The sequence below is a fragment of the Sphaerotilus hippei genome (genome assembly GCF_003201595.1).
Taxonomy (GTDB): Bacteria; Pseudomonadota; Gammaproteobacteria; order Burkholderiales; family Burkholderiaceae_C; genus Sphaerotilus; species Sphaerotilus hippei.
This window is the reverse complement of sequence record NZ_QJJS01000003.1, coordinates 1-16,049: the sequence shown is the minus strand read 5'-3', so window position 1 is coordinate 16,049 and position 16,049 is coordinate 1. Positions and strand designations below refer to the sequence as shown.

The window sequence follows — 16,049 nt, the reverse complement described above, 5'->3', positions numbered from 1 at the left end:
AAGTATCCTGTCTTGATCTATCGTACGATCGATCATCCATGTCCGGGACATCATCGCCACATCCACTGACGCCGCTGCGTCTCCGGACCCTCCGTCAAGGCTGCGAGCCGACTTGATGCCCCCCTTCATGTACAGCGTTGCTCGTCCCTTGCTCAGTTGGCTTGTCAACACCCAGTACCGTCAGGCCGAGTGCGCACTGCCCATCCTGATGTACCACCGGATCCTGGAGCAGCCCGATCCGTTGCAGCCCCAGGTGCCTGACGCACGCCAGCTGGCCATGCAGCTGAAGGCACTGGGCGACCATTTCACCGTGCTGCCGCTGCATGAAGCGGCGATCCGGCTGCGCGACGGCACGCTGCCACGGGCCGCGGCCTGCATCACCTTCGACGACGGCTACCGGGACAACCACGACATCGCCTGGCCGATGCTGCGCCGCGCCGGCATGCCCGCCTCGATCTTCGTCGCCACCGGCTTCCTCGATCGTGGCCGGATGTTCAACGACACGGTCATCGAGGCGGTGCGGCGCCTGCCCACCGGCCGCCACGAGCTGTCGGCCTTCGGCATCGGTCCGTTCGAGCTGTCGGACCTCGCCAGCCGGCGCGTGCTGATCCGCAAGCTGACCCATGCGCTGAAATACCTGTCGACGGCACGCCGCGACACGCTGTGCGACCAGTTGATCCACATGGCCGACGGCGCACTGCCGGACACGGTGATGATGACGCGGGAACAGGTGCGGTCGCTGGCTCGGCAAGGAGTCGACATCGGTGGCCACACCGTCAATCACCCCATCCTGGCCTCGCTCGACCCCGAGGATGCCGCGCACGAGATCATCACCAACCGGGACGAGCTGACCACGATCACCGATCAGCGCCCGTGCACCTTCGCCTATCCGAACGGCAAGCCTGACCAGGACTACACCCGCCATCATGCGGCCCTGGTGGCGTCGGCAGGCTACGAGGTGGCGGTGTCGACGGCCGTGGGCGTGGCCACCTCGCAGTCGGACCGCCACCAGCTGCCCCGTTTTGTCGTGAACGAGCCCGATGCCATCCGCACCGTCGCCCGCATGTGGCGTATGGGTCGTTTCCGCGGCGCCGCGTGTGCCACCTGATCGCCTGCCATCCATGAGCTCCAACGCCTCTTCCCTGGTCAGCGTCGTCATTCCGGCCTTCAATGCCGCCTCGACCCTCGCCGAGACGCTCGACGCGCTGCTGCTGCAATCCTGGCCCGCGACCGAGATCATCGTCGTCGACGATGGCTCGACCGACGACACCGCCGAGGTGCTGGCCCGTTACGGTGACCGCGTGCGCGCCATCCACCAGCCCAACCACGGCCTGGCGGGCGCGCGCAAGACCGGCATCGAGGCCGCCCGGGGCGAATTCATCGCGCTGATGGATGCCGACGACCTCTGTCACCCGCACCGCCTGGCCGTGCAGGTGCAGTACCTGCACGAGCACCAGGACGTGGTGCTGTGCTCCAGCGACTTCAGCGCCTTCAATGCCAGCGGACCGGTCAGCCCGTCGCATGCCGCGGCCTACTACAGCACGATCGGCCAGTCCCCCCGGGGCGTGCGCAGCCTCTACCCCTGCCACGAGAGCATGCAGCCCGACTGGGGTGAGGCCCCGCCGGCCGGAACGACCTGGCCGACGACGCTGGCGACCTGCCGCGGGGATGTCTTCGAGGCACTGGCCCACGGCAACTTCGTCCATCCACCGACCGTGATGTTCCGTCGCAGCCTGCTGCGCCTGGCCGGCAACTTCGACGAGCAGGCGCGCACCATGTGCGACTGGGACTGGCTCAGCCGCGCCTCGCGGGTGGGCCAGTTCGGCTACATCGAATGGCCGCTGCTGAACTACCGCCTGTCGCCTCAGCAGATGTCGTCGGCGCGCCACCGGGCCCGCTCGATGGCCGACATCCTGCATGTGGCCGAACGCATCTGCCACCGCAATCCGGCGTTCTACATGCGTGAGCACCACCGCTTCAGCCGGGAACTGGCCGACTACTGCCTGTGGTCGGCCGATGCACGCGCCCAGACCGAGCGCACCGAGGCGCTCAAGCTGCTGGCCCGCTGCGTGATCCGGCATGGCCACATGTCGGAGGCGGTGCTGCGCATCCTGTTCAAGGTGCTGACCCCGACCTGGCTGGTCCAGGCGATGCGGCTCGGCCGCAAGCGTCGCGGCATCGCCTGATCCGGCGGGCGCTCAGGATTCGTCGGCCGGCTCTGCGGCTGCCGCGACGGGCGCCACGCGGCGGCGGCAGGCGTCACGCCAGCGCCGCAAGGTGCTTTCGGCCCGCAGGCGCCAGGACCGGGTGCGCAGGCAGGTCCACTGCAGCTGCTCCGGCCGGTTGCACAGCACATCCTTGTAGCGCGAGTCACCCACCATGTAGTCGTAGATGTCGCGTCCCTTGGCGATGTGGTGGCGCGAGGCGATCACGTGCGAGACCAGCCCCGGCTTGGCCAGCTTGCCGATGAGACCGTACTCTAGACCCGCCTGGTAATGCAGCACCCGACCCCGGTGCACGAAGCTGTAGAGGTAGGACAGCGCATGCGGGCCGGCACGCACCCGCAGCACCTCGGCCGTGCCGTCGGCCCAGCAGCGGCGCATCATCTCGCGGTGGAAGCCGAGGAAGAACGGATTCGAGAACGCGCCCGGCTGCCCCCGCGAGGTCCAGTGGGACTGGTGCAGTTCGGCCAGCGCGTCCAGCCACTGCAGCGCCTGCTCCAGGCTGGCCGGCTCGTCGAGCGTGACATCGCCGAGCGTCGCGTACTCCTTGATGCTGCGCCGGATCTGGGTGCGCGTGCGGTTGCTGGGCAGCGACAGTGCATCGAGCCCCTGATCCCGGAGCACACGCAGGTCGGTCGTGTAGGACGGGCGCAGATGATCTTCGCGGCACAGGCCCCGTGCGGCGAACCGGTGCAGCTCGCCGTGCCAGACCGCGGGCGACACGCCGGGCAGGGAAAATTCGGCAGAGGCACCCGCTTGGCTCACCCAGTGAGCCAGCATCGCGCCACGCACCTCGTCGCCACCGTCGCGATCGATCAGGAAATCGTTGTGCTCGATCGTCAGCGAATCCAGCGATGGCTGGCCGGTGGCGTGCAGATGCCAGGTCTCGCAGATCGGCAGTCCGGCACGGCGGCGCACCGGGCCCCTGACGACCACCGCCAGGCCGACCACCCGATCGCCGAGGCAGGCCTGCAACAGGCGTGGCCGGACGCCCTCGGGCAGTCGCTCCAGCCACAGGCCGATCCATGCCCAGGTGATGAAGAAGCTGGCGTCGGCCTTGCACTCCAGCCCCCGCCAGCGACGCTCCAGTTCGGCAGGAGCCGGCAGCTCACTCCAGGTGACGTTCACGGGAAGACGGTCAGGGCTCATGCCATCCGGCGCAAGGAGGGTATTCCATGTTGTTTCTAATTGTAAATCAGATCGACCGGAACCCTTGCAGCCTGCTCACTTGCGCATCAGCGTGCTCTTGCCGAACAGGCTCTCGATCAGGTCGACCGCCAGCTCCGCGGTGCGGTTGCGCAGGTCCAGCGCCGGGTTGAGCTCGACCACGTCGAGCGAGGCCAGCCGCCCCGTGTCGGCGATCATCTCCATGCAGAGCTGCGCTTCGCGGTAGGTCGGCCCGCCGGGCACCGTCGTGCCCACGCCCGGGGCGATGTCGGGGTCGAGGAAGTCGACGTCGAAGCTCACGTGCAGGTGGGTGTTCTCGTCGAGCGTGGCCAGCGCCAGCTCCATCGTGTGGCGCATGCCGCTCTCGTCGATGTAGCGCATGTCGAAGACCTCGAGGTCCTGCTCGTGCACGAAGCGCTTCTCGCCGGGGTCGACGCTGCGGATGCCGATCTGGCGCACGACCTTGGGCGAGATGGCCGGCACGACACCCCCGAGGGTCGTCAGCCCGGCCGGGCCGTGGCCGCACAGGCAGGCCACCGGCATGCCGTGCACGTTGCCGCTGGGGGTGATGGCGCTGGTGTTGAAGTCGGCATGCGCATCCAGCCACAGCACCCGCAGGCGCTTGCCCTGCTCGCGGCAATGGCGCGCCACCGCACTGATCGAGCCGATCGCCAGGCAGTGGTCGCCGCCCAGCATGACCGGCAGATGGCCCCGCTGCAACGCCTCGAACACGGCGTCATGCACCGAGCGGTTCCACTGCACCACCTCGTCGAGGTGGCGGTAGCCGTCACGCGGGGGCAGCCATGGATTGGCCGGCCCGGGCAGGTTGCCGAGGTCATGCACCGTCAGGCCATGGGCCTCGAGGCGGGCCTGCAACTGCGCCACGCGCAGCGCCTCGGGGCCCATCGAAGCCCCCCGCACGCTGGCGCCGATGTCGGTGGGCACGCCGATCAGGCTGAGGGGGCGGGACAGGCTCATGGCATGGACCTCCAGTGCCTCAGACATCGACCGACAGCTCGCCCATGCCGCTGTCGGTGGGCATCAGTCCGTACAGGCGCACGATCACGTCCCAGGCCTCCTCGGCCGACTCGACGAAGTGGATCAGCTCCATGTCCTGCGCGCCGATCATGCCGGACTCGACCAGGTGGTCGAAGTTGACCAGCTTCTCCCAGAAGGCACGCCCGAACAGCAGCACCGGACGGTGGCGCACCTTCTTGGTCTGCACCAGGGTCAGCACCTCGAAGAGCTCGTCGAGCGTGCCGAAGCCGCCCGGGAAGCACACCAGCGCGATGGCACGCATCAGGAAGTGCATCTTGCGCAGCGCGAAGTAGTGGAACTGGAAACACAGCTCCGGCGTGATGTAGGGGTTGGGCTCCTGCTCGTGGGGCAGCACGATGTTCAGGCCGATGCTGCGCCCCCCCACCTCGTGGGCCCCGCGGTTGCCCGCCTCCATGATGCCCGGGCCGCCGCCGGTGACCACGTGGATCGGGTACTCCAGCCCCGGCGAGCGCTGCGTGACCAGCGACGAGAAGCGGCGCGCCTCCTCGTAGTAGCGGCTCATCGCCAGCTGGGACTGCGCACGCTTGAGCGCGACGGCATCATCGCCCGCGGCCAGCAGCGCGGCACGGGCCTGCTCCTCGGACAGGATGCGCGCACTGCCGAAGATGACGATGGTGGACTCGATGTGCAGCTCGCGCTGCACCATCTCGGGCTTGAGCAGCTCGAGCTGCATGCGCACCGGCCGCAGCTCCTCGCGAAGCAGGAAGGCTTCGTCGGTGAAGGCCAGGCGGTAGGCACTTTCGGGACCCCCGTAACGCGACGGAGGCGTCAGCGCCAGGGCTTCTTCCTCGGCAGTGGGGAAATTGCGAGCGACGAGTTCAGAGGGTTTGTCCATGGCATCCAGCATACCGCCGGATCATGGCCGCTGAACCGTCAGGGTGACGGGCGGGCGTCGTTCGTGTGTCGTGCGCCGCAGACGGGACAGGCGGGGTCCCGCGCCACGCGGATCTGGTCGAAGTCCAGCGTCAGGCCGCTGACCATCAGCAGGCGCCCGGCCAGGCTGGAGCCGGTGCGTGCCAGCAGCTTGATGGCCTCCAGCGCCTGCAGGCTGCCCATCATGCCCACCAGCGGCGCCAGCACCCCCATCGTCGCGCAGCGCACCTCGTCGACCGCATCGGCGGGCGGGAAGACGCAGGCATAACAGGGCTGGTCCGGCTCGCGCGTGTCCCACACCGAGATCTGGCCATCCAGGCCGATGGCCGCCGCCGAGACCAGCGGACGGCGCCAGCGCACGCAGGCGGCGTTCACCGCCTGGCGGGTCGGGTAGTTGTCGCTGCAGTCGAGCACGATGTCGGCGGCCTGCACCAGGCGGTCGAGCAGCGACGCGTCGGCCCGCTCGCTGACCACGTCGATGCGGATCTCCGAGTTCAGCGCCTGCAGCGTGCGCGCCGCCGAGACGGCCTTGAGCTCGCCGACCCGGTCTTCCTGGTGCACGATCTGGCGCTGCAGATTGGTCAGGTCGACGGTGTCGTGGTCCACCACCGTGAGGTGGCCGACCCCGGCGCTGGCCAGGTAGAGCAGCGCCGGAGAGCCCAGCCCGCCGGCACCGATCACCAGCGCGTGCGCGGCGAGCAGCCGATCCTGGCCTTCGATGCCCACCGCGTCGAGCAGGATGTGGCGGCTGTAGCGCAGCAGCTGCCCGTCGGTCATCCCGCCGGACAAGATCAGTTGGCCTTGGGTTCGTCGACCTTGCGCTCGGTCTGGGTCTTGGAGACCAGGACCGGCTTGCCCTTCAAGCGGTTGAGCGCCTGCTGCAGCTGGAAGTCCTCGGGCGAACCGAACTCGGGCAGGCGCGGCGGCTTGGCATCCTTGTTCTTCGCGTTGGCCTCTTCCAGCTTGCGCAGGGCCTCCTCGCGCGCCTTCTCGCGGGCGGCATCCTTCTTGTCGGCCTCGCCGGAGGCGGTGAGGTGGCGATCGAGGTCGGCCTCGCGCATGCGCAGTGCGGCGAACGGGCTGCCTTCGGCGGTCTCGTCGACCAGCACGTCGGGCACGATGCCCTTGGCCTGGATGGACTGGCCCGACGGCGTGTAATAACGTGCCGTCGTGATCTTCAGCGAGGTGTTGGGCAGCGGCAGGCGGTTGATCTCGCTCTGCACCGAGCCCTTGCCGAAGGTCTGCGAGCCCATGATGACCGCGCGCTTGTGGTCCTTCAGCGCGCCGGCGACGATCTCGCTGGCCGAGGCCGAACTCTCGTTGACCAGCACCACCACCGGCACCGACTTGACCAGCGCCGGCAGGCCCGCCAGCAGGTCGCTGCCGTCACGCGAGTAGTAGGTCGGCGAGGCCTTCAGCGTGCTGCGCGCCTCGGCCACCTGGCCGTTGGTGCTGACCACGACGACGTCACGCGGCAGGAAGGCGGCCGACACGCCGACGGCGGTGTCGAGCAGGCCGCCCGGATCGGTGCGCAGATCGAGCACCAGCCCCTTCAGGCCGGGCTCCTGCTTGAAGATGTCCTTGAGCTGCTCGGAGAAGTCGCGCAGCGTCGGCTCCTGGAACTGGTTGATGCGGATCCAGGCATAACCGGGCTCGACCACCTTGGAGCGCACGCTCTTGTTCTTGATCTCCTCGCGCAGGATGGAGACCGGGAAGCTGCGGTTCTCGCTCTTGCGGAACACGGTCAGCATGACCTTGGTGCCGCTGGGGCCGCGCATGCGCTTGACGGCCTGGTCCATCGTCAGGCCCTTGACCGCCGCGTCATCGATGCGCGTGATCAGGTCACCCGAGGCGATGCCGGCACGGAAGGCCGGCGAGCCCTCGATCGGCGAGACCACCTTGACCAGGCCGTCCTCCATCTCGATCTGGATGCCCACGCCGGTGAACTTGCCGCTGATGCCTTCGCGGAATTCCTTGTAGGCCTGGCCCTCGAAGTAGACCGAGTGCGGATCCAGCCCGGACACCATGCCGCCGATCGCGTCACGGATGAGCTTCTTCTCGTCGACCGGCTCGACGTAGGAGCGCTTGACCAGGTCGAACACCGCGGCCATCTGCTGCATCTCCTCGATCGGCAGCGGCGACATGGAGCTGCGTGCGGTGGCCTGCAGCTGCATCGTCGTCAACGCGCCGGCGACCGCTCCGAGGGCCAGCCAGCCCGCGACCTTCAACTTGCTACCCATGCTCACACCTTTGACGCTTGCCGCGCACACGATCCACAGGGCCTCAGTATAGGGCGCGCCCTGCTCTCCCCTGGGGCGTCGCGGTGAAGTCGACGTGCAAAAAGGCCCGCTTCGACACGAGCGCCGCCGCACTGGCTAGCATCGGCGCATGCAGGACGATCTGGTGGTGCGCCGACCCGAAGGCCTCTACTGCCCGGCGGGCGATTTCCACATCGATCCGCTGCGCCGGGTGGAGCGGGCCGTGATCACCCACGCCCATGCCGACCACGCCCGCGGCGGCCACCGCCACTACCTCGCGACCGCGGCCACCGCCGATCTGCTGCGCGAGCGGCTGGGACCGGTGACGGTGCAGGCGCTGGGCCCGGGCGAGTCGGTCGAGCACCATGGCGTGCGGGTCAGCCTGCACCCGGCCGGCCACGTGCTCGGCTCGGCCCAGGTGCGGCTGGCGCATGCGGGCCGGGTCTGGGTGGCCTCGGGCGACTACTACCTGCGCGGTGACACCCGGCCGGGCTCGGCCGAGCACCACCGGCAGCACCACGCCGACAACGCCAGCTGCGCGCCCTTCGAGCCGGTGCGCTGCGACTGCTTCATCACCGAATCCACCTTCGCGCTGCCGATCTACCGCTGGCCCGCCGCCGCCCGGGTGTTCGAGCAGATCAACCACTGGTGGCGCCTGAACGCCGCCGAAGGCCGCACCAGCCTGCTGCAGGCCTACAGCCTGGGCAAGGCCCAGCAACTGCTGGGCGGGATCGATGCGTCGATCGGCCCGATCGGCGTGCACCCGGCCGTCGAGGCGATCAACCGGGTCTACCGCCACCACGGCGTCGTGCTGCCGCCCACCCGGTCGATCGACGACCTGCTGGGCGGCCCGGACCGGCGCGGCGCCTTGATCATCGCCCCGCCGACGGCCGACGGCAGCCGCTGGCGCGCCGCGGCGCCCGAGATCGACACCGCCTTCGCCAGCGGCTGGACCCGGGTGCGGGGTGCCCGCCAGCGGGCGGGCACGTCGCGGGGTTTCGTGCTGAGCAACCACGCCGACTGGCCCGGGCTGCAGGCAGCCATCCGGGCCAGCGGCGCCGGCCGGGTGATCGTCACCCACGGCGACGAGTACATCCTCGTGCGCTGGCTGCTGGAACAGGGGCTGCAGGCCGGCCCGCCCGGCACGGGCGTCGGCACTGGCGTTAGGATCACGGCCGACCCGGAAACCACCGCATGACGACCTCTCCCGACACGACCCCAGCCCGCGTGGCCCCCGTTGCTCCCGCCCAAGCGGCGCCGGCCGAAGACGCCAGCGCCTCGCCGCTGGGCCAGGTGGCCGCCTACCGCGACCAGTACGACCCGAGCCTGCTGTTCCCCATCACCCGGGACACCAAGCGGGCAGAGCTCGGCCTGGGCGGCACGCTGCCCTTCCTCGGCTGCGATCTGTGGACGGCCTACGAGCTGTCCTGGCTGAACCCGCGCGGCAAGCCGCAGATCGCGCTGGCCACGATCACCGTGCCCTGCGAGTCCCCGGCCATCATCGAGAGCAAGTCCTTCAAGCTCTACCTCAACAGCTTCAACATGAGCCGCTTCGAGTCGGCCGACGTGGTGCGCGACCGGCTGGTGGCCGACCTGAGCGCGGCCTGCGGACTGCGGGTGGGCGTGCGGCTGGTGCTGCCCGAGCAGTTCGAGGCCCAGCGGGTGATCGAGCTCGAGGGCACCAGCCTGGACCGGCTCGACCTCGACTGCGACCAGTACGAGCCGGACCCCGGCCTGCTCGGCGTGGACACCAGCCAGGCCGACACCGAGGAGACGCTGCACTCGCGCCTGCTCAAGAGCAACTGCCTGGTCACCGGCCAGCCCGACTGGGGCAGCGTGCAGATCCGCTACAGCGGCGCGCCGATCGACCACGCCGGCCTGCTGCGCTACCTGGTGAGCTTTCGCAACCACAACGAGTTCCACGAGCAGTGCGTGGAGCGCATCTACACCGACATCATGGCGCGCTGCCACCCGGTGCGGCTGATGGTCTACGCGCGCTACACCCGCCGCGGCGGGCTCGACATCAACCCCTGGCGCAGCAGCCACCCGGAGATGGTGCCGGCCAATGTGCGCACCGCCCGGCAGTGAGCCGACCGTGAGCCGGCACCAGCCTTCCCACTCCAGAACGCATCCCCGATGAACACCACCACCGTGCACGGCATCCCCAACTGCGACACCGTCAGGAAAGCCCGCGCCTGGCTGGACGCCCAGGGCGTGCCCAGCCGGTTCCACGACTTGCGCAAGCAGGGCGTGCCGGCCGAGGCGCTGGACCGCTGGATCGAGGCCCTGGGCTGGGAGCGACTGCTCAACCGCCAGGGCACGACCTGGCGCCGGCTCGACGACGGCGTGAAGGCGGGCATCGTCGACGCCGCCAGCGCCCGGGCGCTGATGCTGGAGCAGGCCAGCGTCATCAAGCGCCCGGTGGTGGCCTGGCCGGACGGCCGCTTCAGCGTGGGCTTCGATGCCCAGGCCTGGGCCGACCGGCTCTGAGGCCCGTCGGACTCAGCCCGGGCCGCAGCACAGCTCGAAGGCCGCCTCGCCGCAGCGCTGGCCGTTGACCTGCAGCTCGACCCGGTGCTCGCCGGGGTAGTAGCGCCGGGTCGTCACCGGACGCATCACGTGGCGGCGGCTCAGCGTGCGCGCCTCGCCGGGGGCGAGCGTCAGCTTCCAGCCCTTGAACACCTTGGGCCGAGCCCGGCCGCCCGCCCCGACGTGGTGGACCACGTAGTCGACCTCCAGCGCCTGGGGCTGGCGGGCCAGCGACTGCAGCTGCAACTCGAGCCCCACCGCCTCGCCCAGCACGATGCGCGCGGGCGACACGGCGAAGGCCACCCGCCCCTCGAACGCCCGGCCCAGCCCCCAGCAGGCCAGCGCCCGGGCGTGGCCCTGCTTGATCAGCGTGCGGCTGGCGTGGCGCAGCAGCACGCGCCGATCATCGCAGGCCGACTCCAGATGGCGCTCCAGCCACTGCACGACCACCTCGGGATGGTCCTTGGCGATGTCGTTGAGGTGATTGGCCACCGAGCGCCGCACATAGGCGCTCGGATCATCCTGCAGCGCCGCCAGCAGGGACAGCGTCGGCGCCGGATCGGCGATCAGCGGCCTGAGCTGCACGCCCCACGGCAGGCGCGGCCGGCTGCCCTCGCTGACCAGCCGGCGCACATGGGCGCTCGGGTCGCGGCACCAGCGCTCGAAGGTGGCCAGGGTCAGCGCCGGGTGCTCGAGCAGGAAAGGCCGCACCGCCCACTCGGCGGTGAAACGCCGGGTCATCGCATGCAGCGCCTGCAGGGCCCGCTCCGGATCGGCCAGCCCGCGCCGCGCGACGAACTCGGTCATCGGCCACAGGCCCCAGCCGCCCATGCCCTGCGCCAGGTCACGCGGGGGCAGCACCTGCAGATCGGGCGGGATGACCTCACCCAGCGTCGCCTCCAGCCAGCCGGCGGCCCGGTCGAAGTCGGCCGGCAGATGCGCCTCGAGTGCCGAGGCGACATGGCCCGCGCGTGCCTTGAGCTCGAGCGTGTCCAGCCCGTCGAGCGCCCGGTGACGGAAGGCGGCCGCATCGAAGGCGCCGGTACCAGCCACCCGCTGCAGGTGGTGGGCCAGCGCCGTGACCACGGCCTCGTTGATCAGCAACTTGAAAGGTTCAGCCATCCCGACAGCTTCGCACAGCCGCCCGGGCCCCCGAGCCCTCCCCTGCGCCATTCCCCTGAGCCACGCACCGGCGTCCTGCACCAGCGTCCTTCACCGGCCTCGCGCCCCCGGACATCGCCGCGCCACCGCGCCTGACCCAGCGCAGACGCGGCCGGCGCGGCGCTGCTAAGCTCGCCGGCACCTTCCCGCGTCCACCACCGGCTCCAGGCCGGTGCGGCCGTCGGCCCTCCCCCTTGCTCCGTTCCGCACCATGTTCACAGGCATCGTCCAAGCCGTCGCCACCGTCGTGGCCCTCACCGACCGGCCCGGTCTGCGCAGCTTCACGCTCGAGTTCCCGCCCGGTTTCATCGACGGCCAGGAGATCGGCGCAAGCGTCGCCTGCGACGGCGTGTGCCTGACCGTCACCGCGCACGACGGCCCGCAGCGGGCGCTGTTCGACGTGATGCAGCAGAGCCTGAACCTGACCACGCTGGGCGCGCTGCAGGTCGGCAGCCGCCTCAACGTCGAGCGCGCCGCGCGCGACGGGGTCGAGATCGGCGGCCACCCGCTGTCGGGCCATGTCGACTTCCAGGCCACCGTGCTCGAGGTGCGCCAGCCGGAGAACAACCACGTGCTGCGCATCGGCGTGCCTGCGCCCTGGATGCGCTACGTGTTCGCCAAGGGCTACATCGCGATCAACGGCGCCAGCCTGACGGTGGCCGAGGCCGACCGCCGCGCCGGCTGGTTCGAGGTCTGGCTGATCCCCGAGACGCTGCGCCAGACCACCTTCGGCGCCCAGGCCGCCGGGGCGGCGCTGAACGTGGAGATCGAGCGCAGCACCCAGGTCATGGTCGACACGGTGCGCGAGACGCTCGAGGAGCGGCTGGGGCCGCTGCTGCCCGCGCTGGAGCGGCTGCTGGCCCGGGATGGGGTGGATCTGGCCGGGCTGTCCGTGAATTCCGCTACGTAGAGCCCACAAGTGCAAGTCGTGGATCGGCTCATAGACTGGTGTAAACCCTGTCAATGAAAACCCTGTATCCATGACCGCCTCCATCACAGCCCAGAGCACTGGGCGCTCCACCTCCCAGCCGATCTACAAGTCCCTGTACGTGCAGGTGCTGGTGGCCATCGCCATCGGCATCGGCCTGGGCCACTTCATGCCCGAGCTGGGCACGCAGATGAAGCCGCTGGGCGACGGCTTCATCAAGCTGATCAAGATGATCATCGCGCCGATCATCTTCTGCACCGTCGTGCTGGGCATCGCCGGCATGGAGAACATGAAGAAGGTCGGCAAGACCGGCGGCCTGGCGCTGCTGTACTTCGAGGTGGTCTCGACCGTGGCGCTGCTGATCGGCCTGCTGGTGGTCAACCTGCTGCAGCCGGGTGCGGGCATGCACGTGGACGTCTCCGCGCTCGACACCAAGGGCATCGCCGCCTACGTCGAGCCGGGCAAGATGAAGGGCACGGTCGACTTCCTGCTCGCCGTCATCCCCAGCAGCGTGGTGGACGCCTTCGCCAAGGGTGACATCCTGCAGGTGCTGCTGTTCTCGGTCATGTTCGGCTTCGCGCTGCAGAAGTTCGGCGGCAAGCACAACATGGTCTTCACCTTCATCGACAAGCTGTCGCACGTGCTGTTCGCCATCGTCGGCGCGATCATGAAGGTCGCCCCGATCGGCGCCTTCGGCGCGATGGCCTTCACCATCGGCAAGTACGGCGTGGGCACGCTGATGCAGCTGGCCCAGCTGATGGGTGCGTTCTACGGCACCTGCCTGATCTTCATCCTGGTGGTGCTGGGCGGCATCGCCCGGGTGCACGGCTTCTCGATCATCCGCTTCATCAAGTTCATCAAGGAAGAGCTGCTGATCGTGCTGGGCACCTCGTCGAGCGAGTCGGTGCTGCCGCGCATGATGCGCAAGATGGAACACGCCGGCGCCGAGAAGTCGGTGGTGGGCCTGGTGATCCCGACGGGTTATTCGTTCAACCTGGACGGCACCTCGATCTACCTGACGATGGCCGCGGTCTTCATCGCCCAGGCCACCGACACCCCGATGACGCTGACCCAGCAGCTGACGCTGCTGGCCGTGCTGCTGCTGACCTCCAAGGGCGCGGCCGGCGTGACCGGCTCGGGCTTCATCGTGCTGGCGGCCACGCTGTCGGCCGTCGGTGGCGTGCCGGTGGCCGGCCTGGCGCTGATCCTGGGCATCGACCGTTTCATGAGCGAGGCGCGTGCGCTGACCAACCTGATCGGCAACGGCGTGGCCACGCTGGTGGTGGCCAAGTGGTGCGGCCAGCTCGACACCGAGAAGCTCGATGACGCGCTGATCGGCGGCGTGCCGATGCCCGAGGGCCAGGAACAGTCGCTCGAGCAGGCCCTGGCCGCCGTCGGCCAGTCCCTGCCCTCGGCCGCGCACGAGGCGGCGCCGAACGCGCGCTGAGCCCGGCTCACGCCCTCTGCACAGGCCGGCCCCGGATCGGGGCCGGCCTTTTTTCCGCGCGCCGGGCAGCGCCACCGGCCGGCCTACACTGGCGGGCCCGAGGCAAGGAGAAACCGCATGTCCAAGGACTTCGTCGCCTGGTGCCAGGAGCTGCTCGCCCCGCTGGGCAGCGTGCGGGCGCGCCGCATGTTCGGCGGCTGGGGCCTTTATGCGGACGAGCTGTTCGTCGCGCTGATCGTGTCGGACCGGCTGTTCCTGAAGGCCGACCCGATCACGCGGGAGCTGTTCGTGCAGGCCGGCTGCAGCCCCTTCGAGTACACCCGTGCCGGCGGCCGGCAGGCGGTGATGAGCTACTTCAGCGCGCCCGACGAGGCCATGGACTCACCGGTGCAGATGGGCCCCTGGGCGCGCCGGGCGATGGAAGCCGCCCTGCGGGCCAGGACCAGCAGGCCCGTCGCCAGGCCTCCGGCCACCGCGGCCAGGACCGCCCGGCCGGCACGCCGCAGCCACTGAGGGCGGGTGCCGCGCGGCAGCAGCCGCGCCCGCACCACCTGGCCCGGCCGCCACGGCTCGAGCGTCAGCCACTGGCCGCGCCGCACCGGCAGCACCGCTCCCGGGGCCATCACGTGGTCCTCGGCATCGCCGGCCCGGGTCACCCAGGCACAGGCCCCCAGGATCCGCAGTTCGCCGTCGTGTTCCACGCGCCAGCCCCGGGCGCTCGTCAGATGCATTTCCATCATGAATCTCCTGTTGCCGATCCTGGGATCGATGGCTTGATCTTGCAGCGGATCGCCGAACGGATCCAATGAGATCGGCGGCGCTCATTCATAATCGCTCGTCATGAATATGCTGAGACAGCGCCCGCTCTCCCTGGATGTCCTGCGCAGCTTCGAGGCGGTCGCGCGCCTGCTGAGCTTCAGCGCCGCGGCCGAGGAGATGCACCTCACCCAGCCCGCCGTCAGCCGCCAGATCAAGGCGCTCGAGGAGGAACTCGGCGCGGCGCTGTTCCAGCGCGGCACCCGCAAGGTCGAGCTCACGCAGGCCGGGCGCTCGCTGCTGCGGGCGGTCGAGCCCTCGCTGGGCAAGATCGACAGCGCGGTGCGCCAGATCCGGCTGAGCCGCAGCCGGGCCTCGGTGAGCGTGACCACCTTCCCGTCCTTCGCGACGCTGTGGCTGATGCCGCGCCTGCCCGACTTCGAGCGTGACCACCCCGGGGCCGACATCCGGCTGTCGGCCACCGACCGGCTGATCGAGGTCGACGACGAGGAACTCGACCTCGCGCTGCGCGGCTGCCGTCCGGAACATGCGCCCCCCGGCGCGGTGCGCCTGTTCGGCGACCTGCTCACGCCGGTGATCGGCGTGCGGCTGGCCGAGGCCATCGCCCGCGGCGACGCCCCGCCGCTGCAGCAGCCCGGCGACCTGAGCGGCCACACGCTGGTCGAGATGGACGACGGCAGCGTGGCCGCGGCGGCCCAGGCCTGGACCGCCTGGCTGGCCCCGCTGGGGCTGGAGCAGCTGACCCCGCGGCGGCGCATCACGATGAACTACACCCACCAGCAGACCCAGGCGGCCATCGCCGGCCAGGGGGTGGCGCTGGCCAGGCTGGCGATGGTGCACGACGTGCTCGAACGGGGCGACCTGATCGAGCCCTTCGGTGCGGCCGGGCGACGCTGGTCGACCTGGTGCTACTGGCTGGTGCCGCTGGCCGGCGGATCACGGCGGCCCGAGGTCGAGGCCTTCACGCGCTGGGTGCTCGAGGAGGCCGCGCTGACCCGGCAGGCCATCGGCGATGCCCCCGACGTGGACACGGGCGCGCACGGCGACTGAGCCCGCCCCGGGTAGGACAGGACCGACAGGCGATGCCGGCGCGCACCGACAGCCCGCCCGCGGCGGCGCGCGCACCATGTTCATCATGATGAACACACCCCAACACACCGTGGTCGAGCTGTTCGCCCAGCTGGGCCTGGACGACGACAGCCGCTCGATCGAGTCCTTCCTGGCCGCGCATTCGCCGCTCGACGAGAGCATCCTGCTCGAGGAGGCGCCCTTCTGGAGCGACACCCAGCGCGCCTTCCTGCGCAGCGAGCTCGCGCGGGACGCGGACTGGGCCATCCTGATCGACCGGCTCGACGCCCGCCTGCGGGAGCCCTGGTGCCCGGAGCAGACGCCGACCTGAGGCCCGGCCATGCGCGGCGGACATCGCTGCCATGCACCGACATCACCCACGCCGGCCCCACAAGCCTCTAGAGCGTGTTATGAACTTCCCCCCGAAGCCAGCACCGCTGCGGCCTTGGGGAGCATGAGGATGGCGAAGACCACGAAATGCAAACTGGCCAGCACCTGAGGCAAGCGCTCGAAATCGCGGCTGAGCCGACGAAACCGCGACAGCCAGCCGAAACTGCGCT

The 16,049-nt window shown here is 70.0% G+C and carries 16 protein-coding genes and 2 pseudogenes; 10 read left to right on the top strand and 8 right to left on the bottom strand.

Annotation, left to right across the window (positions count from 1 at the left end):
• Positions 1-148 precede the first annotated feature (148 nt).
• Together C7444_RS03800 and C7444_RS03795 are read left to right on the top strand one after the other, a co-directional pair.
• Complete coding sequence (locus tag C7444_RS03800; RefSeq protein WP_170130620.1) at positions 149-1,108, top strand: polysaccharide deacetylase family protein; 960 nt, start codon at positions 149-151, stop codon at positions 1,106-1,108.
• A gap of 13 nt (positions 1,109-1,121) precedes the next feature.
• Positions 1,122-2,186 carry a glycosyltransferase family 2 protein gene (locus C7444_RS03795; protein WP_170130619.1) on the top strand — a complete coding sequence of 355 codons (1,065 nt, stop codon included), beginning with the start codon at positions 1,122-1,124 and terminating at the stop codon, positions 2,184-2,186.
• A gap of 12 nt (positions 2,187-2,198) precedes the next feature.
• Here C7444_RS03795 and C7444_RS03790 read toward each other — a convergent pair whose 3' ends face one another.
• From C7444_RS03790 to C7444_RS03770, 5 genes are all read right to left on the bottom strand, one after another.
• Positions 2,199-3,350 carry a GNAT family N-acetyltransferase gene (locus C7444_RS03790; protein ID WP_170130618.1) on the bottom strand — a complete coding sequence of 384 codons (1,152 nt, stop codon included), beginning with the start codon at positions 3,348-3,350 and terminating at the stop codon, positions 2,199-2,201.
• A 96-nt stretch (positions 3,351-3,446) separates the two neighbouring features.
• The gene (rocF, locus tag C7444_RS03785) at positions 3,447-4,367 is read right to left on the bottom strand and encodes an arginase (protein WP_110399504.1); all 921 of its coding nucleotides are present in this window, start codon (positions 4,365-4,367) and stop codon (positions 3,447-3,449) included.
• A gap of 19 nt (positions 4,368-4,386) precedes the next feature.
• The gene (locus tag C7444_RS03780; protein ID WP_110399784.1) at positions 4,387-5,283 is read right to left on the bottom strand and encodes an LOG family protein; all 897 of its coding nucleotides are present in this window, start codon (positions 5,281-5,283) and stop codon (positions 4,387-4,389) included.
• 38 nt (positions 5,284-5,321) lie between these two features.
• Entirely contained in the window at positions 5,322-6,098 is a 777-nt protein-coding gene (locus C7444_RS03775; RefSeq protein WP_110399503.1) for a HesA/MoeB/ThiF family protein, read from the bottom strand.
• Positions 6,099-6,112: 14 nt separating this feature from the next.
• The gene (locus C7444_RS03770) at positions 6,113-7,561 is read right to left on the bottom strand and encodes a S41 family peptidase (RefSeq protein ID WP_110399502.1); all 1,449 of its coding nucleotides are present in this window, start codon (positions 7,559-7,561) and stop codon (positions 6,113-6,115) included.
• Positions 7,562-7,709: 148 nt separating this feature from the next.
• Here C7444_RS03770 and C7444_RS03765 point away from each other — a divergent pair, with 148 nt between their 5' ends.
• The 3 genes from C7444_RS03765 to C7444_RS03755 are packed head-to-tail and all read left to right on the top strand — an operon-like array spanning position 7,710 to position 10,069.
• A complete protein-coding gene (locus C7444_RS03765) occupies positions 7,710-8,777 on the top strand; it encodes a ligase-associated DNA damage response exonuclease (protein ID WP_110399501.1) in 1,068 nt (355 codons plus the stop codon).
• Entirely contained in the window at positions 8,774-9,667 is an 894-nt protein-coding gene (gene queF / locus C7444_RS03760; RefSeq protein WP_110399500.1) for an NADPH-dependent 7-cyano-7-deazaguanine reductase QueF, read from the top strand. The genes C7444_RS03765 and queF overlap by 4 nt, the downstream gene beginning before the upstream one ends.
• 48 nt (positions 9,668-9,715) lie before the next feature.
• On the top strand, positions 9,716-10,069 hold the full coding sequence (locus C7444_RS03755; protein WP_110399499.1) for an ArsC family reductase: 354 nt from the start codon (positions 9,716-9,718) through the stop codon (positions 10,067-10,069).
• Positions 10,070-10,081: 12 nt separating this feature from the next.
• Here the strand turns inward: C7444_RS03755 and C7444_RS03750 are convergent, their stop codons facing one another.
• The gene (locus C7444_RS03750) at positions 10,082-11,230 is read right to left on the bottom strand and encodes a DNA alkylation repair protein (protein WP_110399498.1); all 1,149 of its coding nucleotides are present in this window, start codon (positions 11,228-11,230) and stop codon (positions 10,082-10,084) included.
• A 250-nt stretch (positions 11,231-11,480) separates the two neighbouring features.
• Between C7444_RS03750 and C7444_RS03745 the strand changes: the two genes are divergently transcribed.
• The 3 genes from C7444_RS03745 (at position 11,481) to C7444_RS03735 (ending at position 14,157) form a co-directional block, all read left to right on the top strand.
• Positions 11,481-12,179: a riboflavin synthase subunit alpha gene (locus C7444_RS03745; RefSeq protein WP_110399497.1), complete on the top strand. Its 699-nt coding sequence runs from the start codon at positions 11,481-11,483 to the stop codon at positions 12,177-12,179.
• Positions 12,180-12,249: 70 nt separating this feature from the next.
• Positions 12,250-13,644 (top strand): dicarboxylate/amino acid:cation symporter, encoded by a 1,395-nt coding sequence (locus C7444_RS03740; protein WP_110399496.1) that lies wholly within the window; start codon positions 12,250-12,252, stop codon positions 13,642-13,644.
• Between the two features lie 117 nt (positions 13,645-13,761).
• The gene (locus C7444_RS03735; protein ID WP_110399495.1) at positions 13,762-14,157 is read left to right on the top strand and encodes a TfoX/Sxy family protein; all 396 of its coding nucleotides are present in this window, start codon (positions 13,762-13,764) and stop codon (positions 14,155-14,157) included.
• A gap of 59 nt (positions 14,158-14,216) precedes the next feature.
• On the opposite strand, the pseudogene C7444_RS20950 reads toward C7444_RS03735, so the two are convergent.
• Positions 14,217-14,375, bottom strand: a pseudogene (locus C7444_RS20950) (DUF2917 domain-containing protein); the annotation flags it as partial.
• A gap of 109 nt (positions 14,376-14,484) precedes the next feature.
• Here C7444_RS20950 and C7444_RS03725 point away from each other — a divergent pair.
• Together C7444_RS03725 and C7444_RS03720 are read left to right on the top strand one after the other, a co-directional pair.
• A complete protein-coding gene (locus tag C7444_RS03725) occupies positions 14,485-15,471 on the top strand; it encodes a LysR family transcriptional regulator (protein ID WP_110399493.1) in 987 nt (328 codons plus the stop codon).
• Positions 15,472-15,559: 88 nt separating this feature from the next.
• Positions 15,560-15,820 carry a DUF2789 domain-containing protein gene (locus C7444_RS03720; protein WP_110399783.1) on the top strand — a complete coding sequence of 87 codons (261 nt, stop codon included), beginning with the start codon at positions 15,560-15,562 and terminating at the stop codon, positions 15,818-15,820.
• A gap of 77 nt (positions 15,821-15,897) precedes the next feature.
• Here C7444_RS03720 and C7444_RS03715 read toward each other — a convergent pair.
• Positions 15,898-16,049, bottom strand: a pseudogene (locus tag C7444_RS03715) (IS5/IS1182 family transposase); the annotation flags it as partial.

Bases quoted from the DNA above. Each gene is read 5' to 3' on its own strand.
- C7444_RS03795 (WP_170130619.1), top strand. From the start codon at position 1,122: ATGAGCTCCAACGCCTCTTCCCTGGTCAGCGTCGTCATTCCGGCCTTC.
- rocF (WP_110399504.1), bottom strand. From the start codon at position 4,367: ATGAGCCTGTCCCGCCCCCTCAGCCTGATCGGCGTGCCCACCGACATC.
- C7444_RS03780 (WP_110399784.1), bottom strand. From the start codon at position 5,283: ATGGACAAACCCTCTGAACTCGTCGCTCGCAATTTCCCCACTGCCGAG.
- C7444_RS03775 (WP_110399503.1), bottom strand. From the start codon at position 6,098: ATGACCGACGGGCAGCTGCTGCGCTACAGCCGCCACATCCTGCTCGAC.
- C7444_RS03770 (WP_110399502.1), bottom strand. From the start codon at position 7,561: ATGGGTAGCAAGTTGAAGGTCGCGGGCTGGCTGGCCCTCGGAGCGGTC.
- C7444_RS03765 (WP_110399501.1), top strand. From the start codon at position 7,710: ATGCAGGACGATCTGGTGGTGCGCCGACCCGAAGGCCTCTACTGCCCG.
- queF (WP_110399500.1), top strand. From the start codon at position 8,774: ATGACGACCTCTCCCGACACGACCCCAGCCCGCGTGGCCCCCGTTGCT.
- C7444_RS03755 (WP_110399499.1), top strand. From the start codon at position 9,716: ATGAACACCACCACCGTGCACGGCATCCCCAACTGCGACACCGTCAGG.
- C7444_RS03750 (WP_110399498.1), bottom strand. From the start codon at position 11,230: ATGGCTGAACCTTTCAAGTTGCTGATCAACGAGGCCGTGGTCACGGCG.
- C7444_RS03745 (WP_110399497.1), top strand. From the start codon at position 11,481: ATGTTCACAGGCATCGTCCAAGCCGTCGCCACCGTCGTGGCCCTCACC.
- C7444_RS03740 (WP_110399496.1), top strand. From the start codon at position 12,250: ATGACCGCCTCCATCACAGCCCAGAGCACTGGGCGCTCCACCTCCCAG.
- C7444_RS03735 (WP_110399495.1), top strand. From the start codon at position 13,762: ATGTCCAAGGACTTCGTCGCCTGGTGCCAGGAGCTGCTCGCCCCGCTG.
- C7444_RS03725 (WP_110399493.1), top strand. From the start codon at position 14,485: ATGAATATGCTGAGACAGCGCCCGCTCTCCCTGGATGTCCTGCGCAGC.
- C7444_RS03720 (WP_110399783.1), top strand. From the start codon at position 15,560: ATGAACACACCCCAACACACCGTGGTCGAGCTGTTCGCCCAGCTGGGC.